This window comes from Kribbella sp. NBC_01505, assembly GCF_045040285.1.
GTDB lineage: Bacteria > Actinomycetota > Actinomycetes > Propionibacteriales > Kribbellaceae > Kribbella.
This window is the reverse complement of sequence record NZ_CP109425.1, coordinates 1,699,732-1,716,455: the sequence shown is the minus strand read 5'-3', so window position 1 is coordinate 1,716,455 and position 16,724 is coordinate 1,699,732. Positions and strand designations below refer to the sequence as shown.

14 protein-coding genes are annotated in these 16,724 nt (G+C 67.5%); 9 read left to right on the top strand and 5 right to left on the bottom strand.

The window, feature by feature from the left end; all coding sequences use genetic code 11:
- Positions 1–39: 39 nt before the first annotated feature.
- On the top strand, positions 40–3,507 hold the full coding sequence (locus OG474_RS07730; RefSeq protein ID WP_405061526.1) for a glycoside hydrolase domain-containing protein: 3,468 nt from the start codon (positions 40–42) through the stop codon (positions 3,505–3,507).
- Positions 3,508–3,510: 3 nt separating this feature from the next.
- Here the strand turns inward: OG474_RS07730 and OG474_RS07725 are convergent, their stop codons facing one another.
- From OG474_RS07725 to OG474_RS07715, 3 genes are all read right to left on the bottom strand, one after another.
- Positions 3,511–3,843 carry a hypothetical protein gene (locus tag OG474_RS07725; protein WP_405061525.1) on the bottom strand — a complete coding sequence of 111 codons (333 nt, stop codon included), beginning with the start codon at positions 3,841–3,843 and terminating at the stop codon, positions 3,511–3,513.
- 71 nt (positions 3,844–3,914) lie between these two features.
- Positions 3,915–5,528, bottom strand: a complete 1,614-nt coding sequence (locus tag OG474_RS07720; RefSeq protein WP_405061524.1) for an MDR family MFS transporter — start codon at positions 5,526–5,528, stop codon at positions 3,915–3,917.
- Positions 5,525–6,100, bottom strand: coding sequence for a MarR family winged helix-turn-helix transcriptional regulator (locus OG474_RS07715; protein ID WP_405061523.1), 576 nt, complete (start codon positions 6,098–6,100; stop codon positions 5,525–5,527). The genes OG474_RS07720 and OG474_RS07715 overlap by 4 nt, the downstream gene beginning before the upstream one ends.
- A 190-nt stretch (positions 6,101–6,290) precedes the next feature.
- On the opposite strand from OG474_RS07715, the gene OG474_RS07710 reads away from it, so the two are divergent.
- Together OG474_RS07710 and OG474_RS07705 are read left to right on the top strand one after the other, a co-directional pair.
- Positions 6,291–7,073, top strand: coding sequence for a type II CAAX prenyl endopeptidase Rce1 family protein (locus OG474_RS07710; RefSeq protein ID WP_405064551.1), 783 nt, complete (start codon positions 6,291–6,293; stop codon positions 7,071–7,073).
- A complete protein-coding gene (locus OG474_RS07705) occupies positions 7,070–7,795 on the top strand; it encodes an SDR family oxidoreductase (protein ID WP_405061522.1) in 726 nt (241 codons plus the stop codon). The genes OG474_RS07710 and OG474_RS07705 overlap by 4 nt, the downstream gene beginning before the upstream one ends.
- Here OG474_RS07705 and OG474_RS07700 read toward each other — a convergent pair.
- The gene (locus OG474_RS07700) at positions 7,792–9,399 is read right to left on the bottom strand and encodes an amidohydrolase family protein (protein ID WP_405061521.1); all 1,608 of its coding nucleotides are present in this window, start codon (positions 9,397–9,399) and stop codon (positions 7,792–7,794) included. The two genes, OG474_RS07705 and OG474_RS07700, sit on opposite strands and share 4 nt — an antisense overlap.
- A 56-nt stretch (positions 9,400–9,455) precedes the next feature.
- Here OG474_RS07700 and OG474_RS07695 point away from each other — a divergent pair, with 56 nt between their 5' ends.
- The 6 genes from OG474_RS07695 to OG474_RS07670 all read left to right on the top strand — a co-directional run bounded on the left by OG474_RS07695 (position 9,456) and on the right by OG474_RS07670 (position 15,601).
- Positions 9,456–10,265 carry a MerR family transcriptional regulator gene (locus OG474_RS07695; protein ID WP_405061520.1) on the top strand — a complete coding sequence of 270 codons (810 nt, stop codon included), beginning with the start codon at positions 9,456–9,458 and terminating at the stop codon, positions 10,263–10,265.
- Positions 10,266–10,275: 10 nt separating this feature from the next.
- Positions 10,276–11,223: an ABC transporter ATP-binding protein gene (locus OG474_RS07690; protein WP_405061519.1), complete on the top strand. Its 948-nt coding sequence runs from the start codon at positions 10,276–10,278 to the stop codon at positions 11,221–11,223.
- Positions 11,223–12,005 (top strand): ABC transporter permease, encoded by a 783-nt coding sequence (locus tag OG474_RS07685; protein WP_405061518.1) that lies wholly within the window; start codon positions 11,223–11,225, stop codon positions 12,003–12,005. The genes OG474_RS07690 and OG474_RS07685 overlap by 1 nt, the downstream gene beginning before the upstream one ends.
- On the top strand, positions 12,005–12,805 hold the full coding sequence (locus tag OG474_RS07680; RefSeq protein WP_405061517.1) for an ABC transporter permease: 801 nt from the start codon (positions 12,005–12,007) through the stop codon (positions 12,803–12,805). The genes OG474_RS07685 and OG474_RS07680 overlap by 1 nt, the downstream gene beginning before the upstream one ends.
- 40 nt (positions 12,806–12,845) lie before the next feature.
- Positions 12,846–13,613: a class I SAM-dependent methyltransferase gene (locus OG474_RS07675; protein WP_405061516.1), complete on the top strand. Its 768-nt coding sequence runs from the start codon at positions 12,846–12,848 to the stop codon at positions 13,611–13,613.
- Positions 13,614–14,854: 1,241 nt separating this feature from the next.
- Positions 14,855–15,601 carry a hypothetical protein gene (locus tag OG474_RS07670; RefSeq protein ID WP_405061515.1) on the top strand — a complete coding sequence of 249 codons (747 nt, stop codon included), beginning with the start codon at positions 14,855–14,857 and terminating at the stop codon, positions 15,599–15,601.
- On the opposite strand, the gene OG474_RS07665 is transcribed toward OG474_RS07670, so the two are convergent.
- Positions 15,582–16,715, bottom strand: coding sequence for a phosphotransferase family protein (locus OG474_RS07665; protein ID WP_405061514.1), 1,134 nt, complete (start codon positions 16,713–16,715; stop codon positions 15,582–15,584). The two genes, OG474_RS07670 and OG474_RS07665, sit on opposite strands and share 20 nt — an antisense overlap.
- Between the last annotated feature and the right edge of the window lie 9 nt (positions 16,716–16,724).

The window sequence follows — 16,724 nt, the reverse complement described above, 5'->3', positions numbered from 1 at the left end:
GGGGCGATCCTGAAACCTCTCAACCGGAGGTGGACAGGTATGCGACTCGTCGGCATTGGTTCCGCACTGGCTCTGCTGGCGGGGGTGCTGGTGGCAATCGGCGCGCCCCCGGCAGCGGCCGTCACCACGGACGTCTGGACCGAATCGTCGTACGCGAGTGTGTTCCGTGACAGCGGTCCGTCGGCGGATGCGGGCCGGGTGTTGCGGCTCGACACCGCGCGGAACGAGTACGAGGCGGCGCAGATCGTCGTACGGCGGAACGAGGCGTTCACCGTCAAGGCGGTGACACCGTCCGCGCTCACCGGGCCGGGCGGGACCATCGCGGCTGCCAACGTCACGTACAACTTCGTCGACTACCAGTACCTCAACAACAACACCCACAACGGCAACACCGGGAAGATGGACATCTATCCCGCCGTCCGCGTCGGTGCGGGTCTGTACCCCGACCGGTTGACGAACGAGCGGGCCAAGCAGGTCGCGGCGCGATCCACACAGTCCATCTGGGTCCGCGTGTTCGTTCCGGCGACCACGGCGGGCGGTGTCTACAGCGGCACTGTCAATGTCGTCACCGACAAGGGCACAGTCGCCGTACCGGTCCGGGTCGACGTCCGGGCGGTGACACTGCCCGAGTCGGACCAAGGTGCTTTCACCAACAGCTTGTGGCAGCTCTTCACCGGCAACATCAGCTGGGACGAGGAGGCCGGCGAGACGGTCGAGCTACCGACGGTCGGCTACGGCTATCCGCGGTACAGCCCGCAGTGGTGGGATCTGATGCGGAACGTCGCCACGATGTTCAAGCAGTACCGCACGAACAACCTGATGCTCCCGGTGATCAAGATCCTCGCGGACTCGGGTTCGCTGCCGGACGGGCGCGGCGGCTACACCTTCGACTGGACCAAGTTCGACCAGATCGTCGAGCTCTTCCAGGCCGCCGGTGCGGTCAAACGCCTCGAAGGATTCCCCGAGCCCGCGTTCACCACCCTGCCCGACCACGGTGACGGCGCTGTTCGCGACGTCCAGGTCATCCGCAACGACGGTGGCCGGCCGAAGCTGGTCTGGGTCGACTGGACGTCGGCGGAAGGGAAGAGCTGGCTGGAGAGCTATCTACCGGCCCTGCGAGCCCATCTCGAGAGCAAGGGCTGGGCCGACACCTTCTGGATGCACGCCGGCGACGAACCACAGCCGAACAACGTCGCCGACTACATCCGCCTCGCCAAGCGCATGCACGAGATCTGGCCCGGTATCAAGCTGGGAGATGCGGTCGACATCCCCGAGGTGCACCCGCAGATCATGGCCCTGAACCACCAAGCCGTCGCCCAGGAGGGCGTGTACGACAGTCAGCGGGAGTACTACGACCAGGTCGTGGCCAGTGGCAAGGAGGTCTGGCTGTACAACTGCACAGCGCCGCGGGGCAACTATCTGAACAGGTTCATCGACCAGCCGGAGTGGTACCAGCGAATGACCATCTGGTACGCCTACAGCCGTGGCCTGAACGGCTATCTGCACTGGACGATGAACAACTGGCAGACGCCGATGGATACTCAGGACGCCAAGGGTGACTTCCTGATCGTGCGGCCGGACAAGGAACGCAACACGGTCGAGGTGACACCGCGGTACGAATCGCTCCGCGACGGCATCGAGGACTACGAGCTGCTCAACCTGGTAGGCCAACGGGACAAGGGGCTGGCGCGCGGCCTGGCCGCGGGGCTGGTGCAGCGGAGCGACAAGTTCACCCCCGATACCGCTTATATGCAACGAATCCGGGCGATCGCGCTTGACGCAGCGGCAGGCAAGCCACTGGCCGCCGACCCCGCTCACGGCGCCACGGCCACCTCCTCCGCCGGAAACGGCGCCCTCGCGGTCGACGGCAACCCCGCAACCAGTTGGCAGCCCGGAACGGGCTCGCAGTGGCTGCAGGTCGACCTTGGACGCCAGGTGCAGCTCGACGGCGTCAACCTGCGCTGGACGACACCCGGCGCCGGCTTCAAACTCCAGACGTCGTACGACGGGAGCCGCTGGACCGAGGTGTCCGCCGAGCCGGCGAGCGACGGCGGCACCGACTTCATCGGCCTGAACGGGAAGGGCCGCTACCTCAGGCTGGCAACGACAACCGGTACGCCGTCCTTGGCGGAACTCGAAGTCGCCGGAGCACCGCTCGCGAAGACCAACCTGGCCGGTGGCCGGACCTACACGCTGTCCAGCGCGCCGAACGGCCAGCCGGACTCGGGGATCGAGTCCACTGACGGCGTGCTGGCAGATGCGTGGGACGACCAGCGCACCTACAGCTACGAGGCGCCGACCGGGACAGTGACCGTCACCATCGATCTCGGCAGCGCACAGAACGTCGACAGTGCGGCCGTCCATGCCTATGAGGAGTACCCGGGCTACCGGCCGGACAAGGTCCGGATCGCGACGAGCGTCGACGGCTCGACGTACAAGTCACGCGGCCAGCAGTTCACACCGCAGGGACCGTCCGGCGTCTGGTACAGCTTCCAGTTCCCGCAGACGACCGCCCGGTACGTCCGGATCACCTTCGACAAGGCCTACACGGCGGATGCGTCGTCGCTGATGATCGATGAGATCGAGGTCTACGCGGCCGATGCCCCGAGCCTCACGGCCGGCCTCCCGTATCGCAAATCACGGGCAGTACCGACAGATCTGTCGTACCCGGATGTGGATGGCAAGGAGTCGACCGACGGCGTGGTCGCCACCGGCTTCGGCGCGGGCTACGGCTACCGGCTGGCTACTGCGGGCGAGAGCCTGACCGTCGACCTCGTCGTCGATCTCGGCGCCGCTACGGCGATCAGCAAGATCCGGGCGAGCAAGTACGACGACGGCATCCATGACTATGCCCCAACCGCGGTCCGGGTCTCCACCGGCGACAGTCCGGTCAACCTGACCTCGCGCGGTACGGCGACCTTGAACGGCCGATGGTACGAGCTGCCGGTCAGCGCGACCGGTCGCTATGTCGGGCTCCGGTTCGAGAAGACGCGGACCCACGACTTCGCGGACTACCTGTTTCTCGATGAGATCGAAGTACTGGATCAAGCAGGCACGAACCTCGCGCTCCACAAGCCCTACCGGACAACACGCCCAGCCGAGCCCGATCCGGCGTACCCGGACACCGGCGGCAAGGAATCCACCGACTCGGTCATCGCCGGCCCCTTCGGCGACACCCTCGGCTACGGCTACCACCTCACGACCGCGGGCGAAACAACAAGCGTGGACCTCACGTTCGACCTGGGTACCAGCCGCCCGCTGTCCACCGTGCGCGTCCGTGCCTACGACGATCACGTCCACGACTACTCGCCCGACAACGTCCAGCTCCTCGCCGGCGACAACCCCTTGGCCCTCGAGCCCATCGTCGAGACATCCACCGCCAACGCCCAGTGGTTCGACCTCCCCGTCCCCGCCACCACAGGCCGCTACGTCACCATCCGCCTCACCAAGACCCGCACCAACAACTTCGCAGACTTCCTCTTCCTCGACGAGATCACCGCTACCTGACGGCTACTGCCAGATTCCGCCGGATCCCGGAGTGGCGAGCTCTGGGAAGGTGTCGTGCCAGCGGCGGACGCAGTAGCGCGGTGGGCGGAGCTGCGGCCAGAGCGCGAGCAGCAGGTCCTTGTTCAGAGCGCTGCACAGCTCGGTGACCGTAGCGGCATCGACGAGCACGTGTTCATAGAACGCGTGCTGGGCGTCGGCGTCGTCGAGGTCATAGGTACGGCGATCGCCGCGCGGCCAGGTGACTGAGCCGTGCCGAGGTCCGGTCAGGTCGTCCAGCGAGTGCGGCACGACGTAGGGGAACCGGGAGGCGTAGCTGTCTCCCGGCTGAGTGGTCATTACTGCATTGTGCCGGACATGCGACGACCGGCCGCCTCGGGTGAGGCAGCCGGTCGTCGAGGTGATGCTGGTTAGTGCATCGAGGCGGCGGCCGAAGCCTCCAGTGCGACGTCTTCGTCGGACTTGGGGCCTTCGGCGCGGCCCGCCAGGCGCTGCTCGGGAGTGATGATGGCGAGCACCAGGGCGATCGCCAGGAACGGCAGGGAGACGAGGAACACGTCGCCCATCGCGTCGACCAGGCCGTGCAGGGCCCAGCCCTTCATCGGCTCCTGGAGGGCGTGCAGCATCGGGACGCTGTTGGCCGCTTGGCTCAGCTTCTCGATCATGCCCGGGGCCGCGTTCGGGACCAGGTCGGTCAGGTGGTCGGTCAGGCGGCTGGTCAGCACGGTGCCGAAGACCGCCGTACCGATCGCGCCACCCATGGAGCGGAAGAACGTCATCGTCGAGGTCGCGGTCCCCATGTGCTGACGAGGAACGCTGTTCTGCGCGGCGGTGACGGTGATCTGCATCGACAGTCCCAGACCGGCGCCCATGATGAACATGTAGATGGCCAGGTGCCAGTACGGCGTGGTCATGCTCAGCGTGGACAGCAGCAGCATCGCGCCGGCGACCAGGATGGCCGAGAGGATCGGGTAGATCTTGTAGCGACCGCTCTTGCTCATCAGCTGACCGCTCGAGATCGACGCGGAGAAGATCCCGACGATCATCGGCAGCAAGGCCAGCCCCGAGCGGGTCGGGGACATGTCCTTGACCGCCTGCAGGTAGAGCGGCAGGAAGATCAGCGCGCCGAACATCGCGACACCGAGCAGGAACGCGAACCCGGCGTACCCGGAGAAGATCCGGCCCTTGAAAAGGTCCATCGGGATGATCGGCTCGGCGACCCGCAGCTCGACGAAGACGAACGCGACGGCGAGGACGACAGAGGCGACCAGCAACGCGATGGTGGTGGCGGTGCCCCAGCCGTTGGTCGGGCCGCTCCACGAGATGGCCAGCAGCAGCGTGGTGACGGCCGCCGTGACGACGGACGCGCCGACGTAGTCGATCTTGTGCGAACGCTTCACGTGCGGCAGCTTGAGGACGGCGGCGACGACGCCCAGGGCGACCAGGCCGATCGGCAGGTTGATCCAGAAGATCCAGCGCCAGCCGGGACCGTCGGTGAGCAGACCGCCGAGCAGCGGGCCGGCCACGGAGGACAGGCCGAAAACGGCACCGAAGTACCCCATGTACTTACCGCGCTCGCGCGGCGGGATCACGTCGCCGATGGTGGCGAACGCGAGCGACATCAGACCGCCGGCGCCCAGACCCTGGACGGCCCGGAAGCCGATCAGCATCTCGATGTTCTGCGACAGCGCGGCCAGCACGGAGCCGGCCAGGAAGGTGACGATCGCCGCGATGAACAGCGGGCGGCGGCCGTAGAGGTCGGAGATCTTGCCCCACAGCGGAGTGGAGGCGGTCGAGGTCAGCAGGTACGCCGTGACCACCCAGGACAGTTTGTCCAGGCTGTTGAACTCACTGACGATCTGCGGCAGCGCGGTCCCGACGATGCTCTGGTCGAGTGCGGCCAGGAACATGCCGGCCATCAGGCCGCCGAGAACGACGAGGATCTGCTTGTGGGACAGGTACTGCGGCCCTGATTCAGGCGCAGGGGCCGCGCCGCCGGCGGTGGCAGGCTCGGTGGTGCTCATGTGGTGCTCTCCAGGTTCTTCTCGGTGTTCTCGCGGGCGGTGTCGTCGTCGACGCCGGGCGCGGAGTCTTGGGTGCGGCGGGCCATGGCGGCCCAGCCTTTGTCGGCCCACGCCATGCCTGGCGGGGCTTCGATCCGGGCGGTGACGGCGTCGGCGAACCGGGTCATCAACCGTCCGAAGGTCTCGATGTCTTCTTCGGACCAGCCTTCGAGTGCGGCGCCGAGCAGCTCCATCCGGCGGCGGGCGTTGTCCTCCCACTGCTCGAGACCCTGCTCGGTCAGCTCGACGCGGAAGGCGCGGCCGTCGGCGGGATCCGGGGAGCGGCGGACCAGGCCGAGCTGTTCCAGCGCGCGGACGTGCCGGCTCGTGGTCGACGCGTCCAGCTCCATCCGGGCGGCCAGCTCGGACAGGCGCAAGGCGCCGCTGCAGCGCAGCGCGAACAGCGCGATGTGGGCGCTGTGGTCGATCGTGTCGCCGGGCTGCTTGGCCTTCAGCCGGCGGCCGATCCGGGTGAACGCGTGCATGACACCCTCGATCGGGGTCTGCGGGGTGTACGCGTCGTTTACTTGCATGCTGCAAGCATATACATAGTTGTATTACGCACGCAAATAGTTTCCGTTACCAACGAGTGAGTTGCCACTCATTTGCTCTTTGTGTCCGAATCATCACTCTTCGCAGTCATGGTGGAGTTAGTACCACCTGGATGGGTGGTTCAGGGTCCTCGCGGCTACCGTCCGTGGCCATCAGGCTGACGGGGTGACGATGACCGCGCTGCAAGAGAAGACGACGACGAGACGCCGATTGGTTGAGTTCGGCGTGATCTGCCTGGTGCTGACCTGGGTGCCCTACCTGTTCCTGGGCGTGCTGAAGGTGGATATCGACCAGCCGGTGGGCCGGCTGATCTTCGGGCTGGCGGCCTCGGGGCCGTCCCTGGCCGCCCTGGTGATGTGGCTGCGCTACCGCGACCGCCGACGTGGGGTGCGCTGGTCGCCGAGCTGGATGATCGCCGCCGTCCTGATGGGCGTGGCCGCACCGCTGGCGGCGACCGCGATCAGCGGGAAGTGGGGTGAGCTGTCCGGTCATGCGAGCGCCGAGGTCGCGGGGATCGGTGGGGTCCTCGCCGCTGCCGTCTACACACTGGTGGCCGGTCCGCTGGCGGAGGAGTTCGGTTGGCGCGGCTACGTCCAGCCCCGGCTGCGTCAGTACTTCGGTCTGCGGGCGACTACTGCGATTCTCGGTACGGCGTGGTGGCTGTGGCACGTGCCGCTGTTCTTCCTGCCGGGCACCGGTCAGCACGAAGGCGGTCTGTTCACCCAGTTCGGCCTGATCTTCTTCCTGGAGATCTTCCCGCTGACCTTCCTGATGCTGTTCGTCACCGAACGGCTGCGCGGCGGCGTACCGGCTGCGATCCTGCTGCACTCGGCCTGGAACCTGACGACCGAGCTGATCCCCCCGCTGGGTAACGGTGTCTGGATCGAGTTCATCGGCCTGACGGCCGTGGCGGCCGGTGCTGCTGTGTACTGGCGGCGTACCTTGCCTGCATGAATCAGGTGGCTGTGGTGACCGGTGGCGGGTCGGGGCTCGGACGAGAGATGGCGCTGGCGCTGGCCGCGGCCGGGTACGACGTACTCGTCACCGGACGGACCGAATCGAAGCTCCAGGAGACGGTGGCGCTCGGTGCGGTCAAGGGGTACGGCGTACTCGACGTGAACGACGGAGCCGCCGTACGGGCGTTCTTCGGGGAGCTGGAGCGCATCGATGTGCTGGTGAACAACGCTGGGACCGGTGCGCCGGCGGCCGCCGTACCGGATGTGTCTGAGGAGGACTGGCGGCGGGTGATCGACACCAACCTGACCGGGTCGTTCCTGTGTGCGCAGGCCGCGTTCGCGCGGATGCTGACGCAGGACCCGAAGGGCGGGCGGATCATCAACAACGGCTCGATCTCCGCGCATGTGCCGCGGCCGCAGAGCATCGCGTACACCGCCAGCAAGCATGCGATCACCGGACTGACCAAGCAGCTGGAGCTGGACGGTCGGCCGCATGGGATCACCGCCTGCCAGATCGACATCGGGAACGCGGCGACCGCGATGACCGAGCGGATGGAGCAAGGTGCGCTCCAGCCGGACGGGTCGATCGCGGTCGAGCCGACGTTCGATCCGAAGATCGTCGCGGACTTCGTGGTGCAGGTGTCCAAGCTGCCGACGTCGGTCGCCGTACCGCACCTGATGGTGATGGCGGCGGGGATGCCGTACGCCGGTCGAGGCTAAGGCCGGAACTCGAGGTCCACGTCGGTCAGCGGGTACCACTGGCCGGAGGGCGGCTGGTCGAGCATCGGGTCCTTCCAGTGCAGCCGCACGCGGTCGGGCTGCGCTTCGATGATGGTCACCTCCTGCCAGTCGCCGTCGGTCCGGGCCCACCACGTCTCGATCAGGCTGGACAGTCCGATCTGCTCGAGTGTCTCGACGGCGGTGTCCCGATCGGTGACCGGACCGAGGGCGGCGCCGAAGACGGTGGTTGGAAGCGAGCCGCCAGTCACCGGTACGACGCGGCCGAGCAGCTCGCCGTCTTCGCGGTACACGTCCTCAGGCCCCGGGAAGCCGGGCCACATCTCCTCCAGCGCCGTGAGAATCCGGTGCGTGGTCTCGCCGATGAAGTGGATCCCGGCCAGCTCGGTTTCGCTGCCCGCATAGTCCGCCGGTACGACGGCCTCGCCGGCCACCCAGGTACGCCGTACCTGCTGACTGGCGGTGATGTCGGTGAGCGGGTCGCCGTCCACCAGCAGCAGGTCCGCGCGGGCGCCGACGGTCAGGCGGCCTCGGTCAGGCAGTCCGAACACCTCGGCGGGTGCGGAGGTCGCTGCGATGAGCGCCTCGGACGGTGCGAGGCCAGCCCGGACTAGGTGCCGGAGCTCTCGGTGCAGGGACGCTCCGAAGATCAGGCCGGGGTTGGGTGCGTCGGTACCGGCCAGCACTGGGGCACCCGCGCGGAGCAGTGCGAGGGTGTTGGCACGGGCCATGGAGTTGTCGGGTGCCTCGGGCGGCATCCAGCGGCGTGACTGGTTGTCCACGAGGCGCCGCCAGCGAGCCGGCATCCGCACGGCGAGCTCGGCCTCGCGCAGCAACGGCAAGCGGCCGTCGTCGTCGCCGGAGCGATCGCCGGACGCCTGGTCGGGCGTGAAGCCGTCGACGATGTCCAGGGTGGCGATCACCGCGACGCCTGCGGACGCGACCGTTGCTACCTGCGCTGGGGTCATCGCGTCCGATGGGGCGTGCGCGAGGACGTCTACGCCGCAACCGACCACCGTGACGGCGCCTGCGGCTGTGGAGACGTGGGCTACTACCTTCAGGTCGTTGGCGTGTGCACCTTCGACCAGTGCGCGGACTGTTGGCTCGTCCAGGGACGGGATGCTCATCCCCGCGCTGGCGCCGTCGTCGTAGATCAGCTTGAGGTGGTCGGCGCCCTCGGCGATCCGGTCTGCCACGAACTGCTTGGCCTCGGCGGGGTTGGCGACGTACGGGAAGGGAGCGAAGGCGAGTGTGGGGTGGCCGCCGGGGGCAGTAGCGCCGATGGAGGAGGTGCGGAAGTCGGCACCTGCGGCGCGTTCGGCAGCGATCAGGTCAGGTTGGCTGAACTGGTCGATGAGTGTGGTGACGCCGTACGTGGTGGCCAGGCGGGTGGCGCCGGGGACCAGATGGACGTGTGCGTCGATGAGGCCGGGGAGCAGGGTGCCCTCGTGAATGAGCTCGTCGCCCGGCTGAGCGATGTCGGGGCCGCCGATGGCGGTGATGCGGCCGTCCTCGACCCGCAAGCAGTCGGCGGGCAGGACGGCACCACGGTCGACAAGCCGGGTGCGCAGGAAGGTGATTGCCATGCTGTGGACGCTAAAGGCTGACGTAACGTCACCCTCCAGCGCTTTAAAATCGCAGTATGGAGCGCACGGTCAGTGAGGTCGCACGGCTCGCCGGAGTCTCGGTCCGGACGCTGCGGCACTACGACGCGATCGGACTGCTGCCGCCTGGGCACGTTGCGCCCAACGGATACCGGTACTACGGCCGCCAGGAGCTGCTGCGGTTGCAGCGCATCCTGCTGCTGCGGGAGCTCGACGTACCGCTGCCGTCGATCGGCCGGATCCTGGCCGAGCAGGACGACGAGCTGGCCGCACTGCGGGAGCACCGGGAGCAGCTGCTCGAGGAACGCCAGCGCCTCGACACTGTGATCGGTTCGGTCGACCGGACGCTCCAGGGGCTGTCCGGTGACGCGAGCGTTGGCGACGAGGAGTTCTTCGCCGGGCTGTCGGTCAAGCGGTCGGAGCTGCAGGACGATCTGACCGAGCGGTTCGGTCCAGGGGTCGGTGCCGCGTTCGAGAGCGCCGTCCGGGCGACGGACGGTTGGGATCGCGAGGACTACGAGCGGATGGGGGACGAGGGACGGCGGTTGCTGCTGCGGATGGCCGCGGCCCGCGCGCGTGGCGTCGTACCGGACTCTCCTGAGGCGATGGAGCTGACCGAGCTGCATTACCAGGGTGTGCTGGAGCTGTGGCCGGCGGATGCGACCGGGTACTACAACCTGGGGTGGGTGCTGCTGGACAACGAGGACCAGCGGGCGTTGATCGCTACGGTCGACCCCGAACTGCCGCCTTGGCTGTCGGCCGCCGTACAGGCTTACGCGATCCGCAGGCTTGGGTACCAAAAGGACGCTGCTCAAATCGACAAGAAAACTGTCGACGGCTCGGTCTAGGGTCAGTTCCGTGGATGAGCAGCGGGAGTCCTTGGTTCATGTGCGCGGGCTGAAGAAGTCGTACGGCGACTTCGAGGCGGTGCGCGGGATCGACCTGGACGTGTGGCGGGGCGAGGCCTTCGGCTTCCTGGGGCCGAACGGCGCCGGCAAGTCGTCGACGATGCGGATGATCGGCGCCGTCTCGCCGACCAGCGGCGGCACGCTGCGGATCCTCGGGATGGACCCGGCCACCGAGGGGCCGGCGATCCGCGCGCGGCTCGGCGTCTGCCCGCAGGACGACACCCTCGACACCGAGCTGTCCGTCCGGGAGAACCTGACGATCTACGGGCGGTACTTCGGGCTCAGCCGGGCCGAGTGCCGCGAGCGGGCCGACGAGCTGCTCGAGTTCGTCGCGCTGACCGAGAAGGCCAAGGTCAAGGTCGACGAGCTGTCCGGCGGGATGAAGCGGCGGCTGACGATCGCCCGGTCGCTGGTCAGCAAACCCGACCTGCTGCTGCTCGACGAGCCGACCACCGGCCTCGACCCGCAGGCCCGGCATCTGTTGTGGGACAAGCTGTTCCGGCTCAAGCAGGCCGGCGTCACGCTGATCATCACCACGCACTACATGGACGAGGCCGAGCAGTTGTGTGACCGGCTCGTCGTGATGGACGGTGGGCTGATCGCGGCCGAGGGTTCGCCGGCCGAGCTGATCCGGGACTACTCGACGCGTGAGGTGACCGAGCTGCGGTTCGGTCCCGAGGTGATGATGTCCGATCACGACGCGCTCGCCGGGAAGGTGTCCGACCTCGCGCAGCGGATCGAGGTGCTGCCGGATCGGCTCCTGCTCTACACCGACGACGGCGAGCGCGCGGTCGCCGCCGTACACGAGCGTGGGTTGAGCCCGGCCGCGGTGCTGGTACGGCGTTCGACGCTCGAGGACGTGTTCCTGCGCCTGACCGGCCGGACGTTGGTGGACTGATGTCGATCGCGCTGGAGAACGGCCGCCGTCAGTACGACTACTGGCTGACGGTCTACAAGCGGACCTGGAAGGGCACGCTGATCAGCAGCTTCCTGCTGCCGATGCTCTATCTGGCCGCGATGGGGATCGGGCTCGGCTCGTTCGTCGACAGCAAGGGCACGGATGCGCTCGGTGGCGTGAGCTATCTGCAGTTCATCGCGCCAGGTCTGCTGGCGTCGACCGCGTTGCAGATCGCGGTCGGCGAATCGACGTACCCGGTGCTGAGCGGTTTGAAGTGGCAGAAGTTCTACCACTCGATGATCGCGACCCCGCTGCGTCCGGCTGATGTGGTCTACGGGCAGCTGACGTTCATCGCCTTCCGGGTGGCGAGCACGTGTGTGGTGTTCCTGGGCGTGATCGCGGCGTTCGGTGGGCTGCACTCGCCGCTCGGCGTGCTCGCGCTGCCGGTCGTGGTGCTGGTCGGGATGGCGGCCGCGGGGCCGGTCGTCGCGTTCGCGAGCACGCTGGAGAACGACTCCGGGCTGGCGATGGTCTTCCGCTTCGGTGTCGTGCCGGCGTTCCTGTTCTCGGGTGCGTTCTTCCCGGTCTCGCAGTTGCCCAACTGGATCGAGTGGCTGGCCTATCTGAGCCCGCTGTGGCACGGCGTCCAGCTGTCGCGCGACCTCAGCCTCGGCACGATCCATCCGTGGCTCGTGGTGCTCAATCTCGCGTATCTGCTGGCCTGGTTCGGGGTCGGCACCTGGCTCGCCGTCCGCGGCTTCACGAGGAAGTTGATCGGCTGATGACGACCTTGACCGTCCGGGTCGTTCCGATCCCGCTCCGGCTCGGCGGCCGGCACATCGTCGAGCGGAACTTCCTGCTCTACAAGCGATCCTGGATCGTCTTCCTGTCCGGCTTCACCGAGCCCGTCTTCTACCTGCTGTCGATCGGCATCGGTGTCGCCCAGCTGGTCGGCGACTTCACGCTGGCCGACGGCACCAAGATCGGGTACGCCGCTTTCGTGGCGCCGGCGATGCTCGCCAGTTCCGCGATGAACGGGGCGATCTTCGACTCGACGTACAACATCTTCTTCCGGATGAAATACGCCAAGCTGTACGACTCGATGCTGGCCACGCCGATGCGGCCGTGGGACATCGCCACCGGTGAGGTGACCTGGGCGCTGCTGCGCGGTGCCTGCTACTCGGCGATGTTCGTGCTGGTCATGCTCGCGCTCGGCCTGGTCACGTCGTGGTGGGCGCTCGTCGCGCTGCCCGCGTCGATCCTGATCGGGTTCGCGTTCGCCGGTGCCGGGATGGCGCTGACCACGTTCATGCGCAGCTGGCAGGACTTCGAGTTCGTCCAGCTGGCGACGATCCCGATGTTCCTGTTCTCCGCCACCTTCTACCCGATCGAGACCTACCCCGGCGCCATCCGCTGGCTGGTCGAGATCACCCCGCTCTACCAAGGCGTCCACCTCGAACGAGCCCTCACCACCGGCACCGTCAGCTGGACCCTCCTCCTCAACGCCGCCTACCTCACCGCCATGGGCGCCGCCGGCATGTACATAGCCTCGCGCCGCCTTGGCCTCCTCCTGCTGAAGTAATGCAGTTGCCGCGGGTCGGACCACATGGTGTGGTTCGGCCATGGACTGGGCGAAGGACTTCTATTCCGAGACCGGTAGATGGTGGGCCAAAGCCGAGGCCCGGATCGGCGACCGCGACCATCACCGGGTGGCACACCTGCACGAGTACGCCGGGACGCAGGCGCAGCGCGTTCTCGAGCTCGGTCCTGGCTACGGCACGACCGCTGCGGTGACGGCCAATGCCGGTCACACGGTCACGGCTGTCGAGATCAGTGACCGTGCGGCCGTCGCGTCGACCTTCGCCGCCGAGGTGACCGGCGGGACGTTGACCGTCATCAACGACGACTTCTACGCCGTACAGCTGGAAGGTCAGTTCGATGTCGTCTCCTACTGGAACGGGTTCGGGATCGGCACGGACGCCGATCAGCGGCGCTTACTCACCCGGATCGCCGCGGAGTGGTTGCGTCCAGGGGGCGTTGCGTTGATCGACGTGAGCAACCCCTTCGTCTGGGCGAGCTGGCACGGCGACGAAGAGCACCTGATGCCCAACCCGGAGCAGGGCTACGAGCACGAGCTGTACGAGACCACGACCTTCGACCCGATCACCTCGATCGCGACCGACACCTGGTGGCGAGCCGACCAGCCGGAGACGAAGCACAGCCAGCAGTTGCGCTGCTACACGCCTGCAGACCTCTCGTTGCTGGTGGCCGGCACCGGTCTGAGCCTGACCACGGTCGTAGGCGACCCCGCCGACCTACTCAAGGACCAGCACGAGTACCTGGCCGTCCTCCACCACGAGGTCAGCGGCGCCAGTGACGGCCTGAGCTAGGAACCAACGGCCAGTTGCCGGGGGTGTGGACATCGGGTGGAGGGCTTGAACAAGTTATGACCTGTCCAAGGCCACCGGTTCCTGTTCAAGCCCTCGGGGAGGGTCGCGGTGGCTGAGGGCTTTGGCTGGCCAGGAACCCCGCCTTCCCGGATGTGCTCGTCCCATCCCGCCGCTCGGATTCGGCCGGCGGCGTGGGCGGTGGCTGGTCGCCGCTGCGGCCGGTTTGACTGAGACGGGTGGCTGGGGCGGTCTACGGCTGAGCCGGATGGTTCGGTTGGTTACCGCAGTTCCCCGTTGCCTGTGGCTGACGGGCTGTGGTTCCGCCGACGATCAGGAGGCTTGGTAGCTGACCCGTCGCGGTGGTTGCTGCCGGCAAAAGCAGTTGGCCGGGGGATGTCGTCGGCGAGTGGACCCTCTGTGCTGCCCGCGAGCGAAGCCACCGTGCTGTCGACGAGTGAACCCGTCCCGTGCTGCCCGAGCGAAGCCTCCGTGCCGGCCGCGAGTGAAGCCACCGTGCGAGTGTGAGGAGTGGGACGTCGAGTGCGAGGAGTAGGTCGCCGGAAATCGAGATCCGGCGGCACGGTCCTCACACTCGGGTGCTGATTGCACGGTGGCCCCACTCGCGGGGGCGGTGATTGGCGGACTGGGGAACCTGACCCCCCGAAAACGACCAGCAGAATTCCCCAGTCCCGATGCCCCGCGCCACCAGTGGTGGCCGGAGACAAGAAGTCGTGGCCGGAGACCTATGGCAACAGGTCCCCAGCCGTCACAAGGTGTCTCGCGCCACCACTGGTGGCGCGAGACCGACCACCCCCGCTTCGCTGGCCGGTACTTTTCTGGGGATAGCAACCGGAACTTACCGACTACCGTCACCGCCGGCCTCAGCCGTAGCCCGGAACCTCAGGCAACCGGAACCTCGGTCACCGGCCTCGCCATCCCCCTCAGTCAGGCACCTGCTCAGCCACCCGTCGCAGTAATACCGGCCGCAGCGGCGACCAGCCACCGCCGAACGCCGCCGGCCGAAACCGAGCGGTCGGATGGGACGAGCACATTCGGGAAGGCGGGGTCCTTGACCGGCCCCAGCGGAGATCCACAGGACCTACTGTCACCGGAGAGACAGCAGATCCCCGCAAACCAGCTCAACGTCAGCCAAACAGAAAGGCGCTCACGGGACGTCAGGGGATTGCTACGGAACGGAACGATCGGGTTTGGGGTGGCGTCGAACAGGGATGATGCGCCAGGTGAGGAATCCGATCGGGGCGTTGCGGCGTGGGCAGCAACTCAGGGCGCGGCTGAAGTTGCCGCGGGAGCGGTTGGTGGGTGGGCGGCGGCGGTGGATCCGGTCGTCGATGGATTGGTTGCTGGGGGAGTTCGGCGACGAGGTGATTCGCCGGCCGATCGTGTTGCCGGGTGACGTCATACCGGTCGGGTACGACGGGTCCGTGGCGGCTGCGGAGGATGTGTGTGGGCGGGTTGCGGAGCGGATGGGGTTGGCTTCGGGGCAGTGTGTGTTGAGTTTTGGGTTGGGGGAGGGGGCCCATCGGCATCGGATCGGGACCGTACGGGAGCCGGCCGGGCGATGGGTTCGGGCGACCACCGGCAACGAGATTCATCTGGCACCGAGCCTGGCGGCCGATCCGGTCGCGCTCACCGCGATTTACGCGCATGAGGTCGGTCATGAGTTGCTGCTCGGAACCGGGCGGATCAGTTTCGCGCACCGGCCTGATCATGAGTCGCTGACCGACCTGCTGACCGTGTTCCACGGACTCGGCATCTTCACGGCCAACGCGGCGTACGAGCGTCGCCCGCGTCCGAACGGCCGCGGGACGCAGCCGCTCGCGCGCGGCTACCTGCGCGAGACGGCGCTGGCCGAGGCGCTCGCGTACTACGCCTGGCTACGCGACGAACGCCATCCGGAGTGGGACCGGCATCTCGACCCGCCGGTCCGCCGCGTGATGCGCAATCACCTCAACGTGCTGTGCCGTTGACGACCTGCCGGAGCCACCACGTGGCACCACGCAGCATGGACTCCCGGTCCGGCCCGCTCAGGTTGGCCGCCAGATGCAAGGAGGTCGCTACCTGGTGCAGTGCACCGATCTGCTCGGCGAGCGCGAGCGCCCGGCTTAGGTCGGTCATCGGGGCGTAGTCCGTCCACTCCGCCAGATAGGCGTCCCGGACCTGCGGATCATGCGACAGTGGCGACTTTTCGTGGATGAACGTGACCATGTCGAGGAACGGATGCGAGACCGCCGCGTCTGTCCAGTCGAACGCCAGCACCTGGCCCTCGCGCACCGCGAGATTGCCCGGATGCAGATCGCCGTGCAGCAACGTCTCCGGGATGCCGATCGCGGCCAGTTCGGCGATCGCCGCCCGCAGTTCCGCACGCCGCGTCGGCAGCCCAGCCCGCTCGTCGGGTTCGAGCAGGGTGGTTGCCGGGTTGTCGCCGAGCAGATCGTCGAGCTCGGCAGCCAGTACGGCGAGTCGCCGGTCGACGCAGCTGATCTCGAGCAGGTGGTCGACGCGACCGACGTACGAGCGCTGCAGCCGAGCATGGCTCTGCACGGCATCGATCCAGGTGGCGATCTCCGGTTCGGCTTCCAGCGACGAGCCGAGGTCCGGCAGGAGCATCCAGACGCGGTTCTCGTCGATCGCGAGTGGGCGAGGGACAGGGCCTTCGAGCGAGGTGAGGAGCAGCGGCTCGTGGGCGAAGAGCAACGGCAGCTTCGCGGGCGGCAACGTGCTGGAGTGGGCGTGCGCCTTGAAGTACACGAGACCGTCCGCGGTCGGAACACGGAGGACGTTCGAGAGGCCCCAGACGCGGACCTGTACCGGGGGCCCGGTCCGCGAGATGTGCTCATCGATCCACGGCAGCGCCTCGGCGTACCAACCCGCCTCCGTCCACTCCGACGCAGGCGGGGCTGCCGGAGCGTCGGTTGGCATCACCACGTATGTCGTGTTGTCCGGATCGGCCCGCTGACAGCTGAGCACATAGGCGGCGACGCCGTGTTGTTCCTGCAAGGCTTGCAGGAACGGTTCGACGTCCGGGAACCAGAACTCCTCCGGGACATCGATTTCGAGCTGTACGAGCGCGGTGACCTTCATCGATGCAGA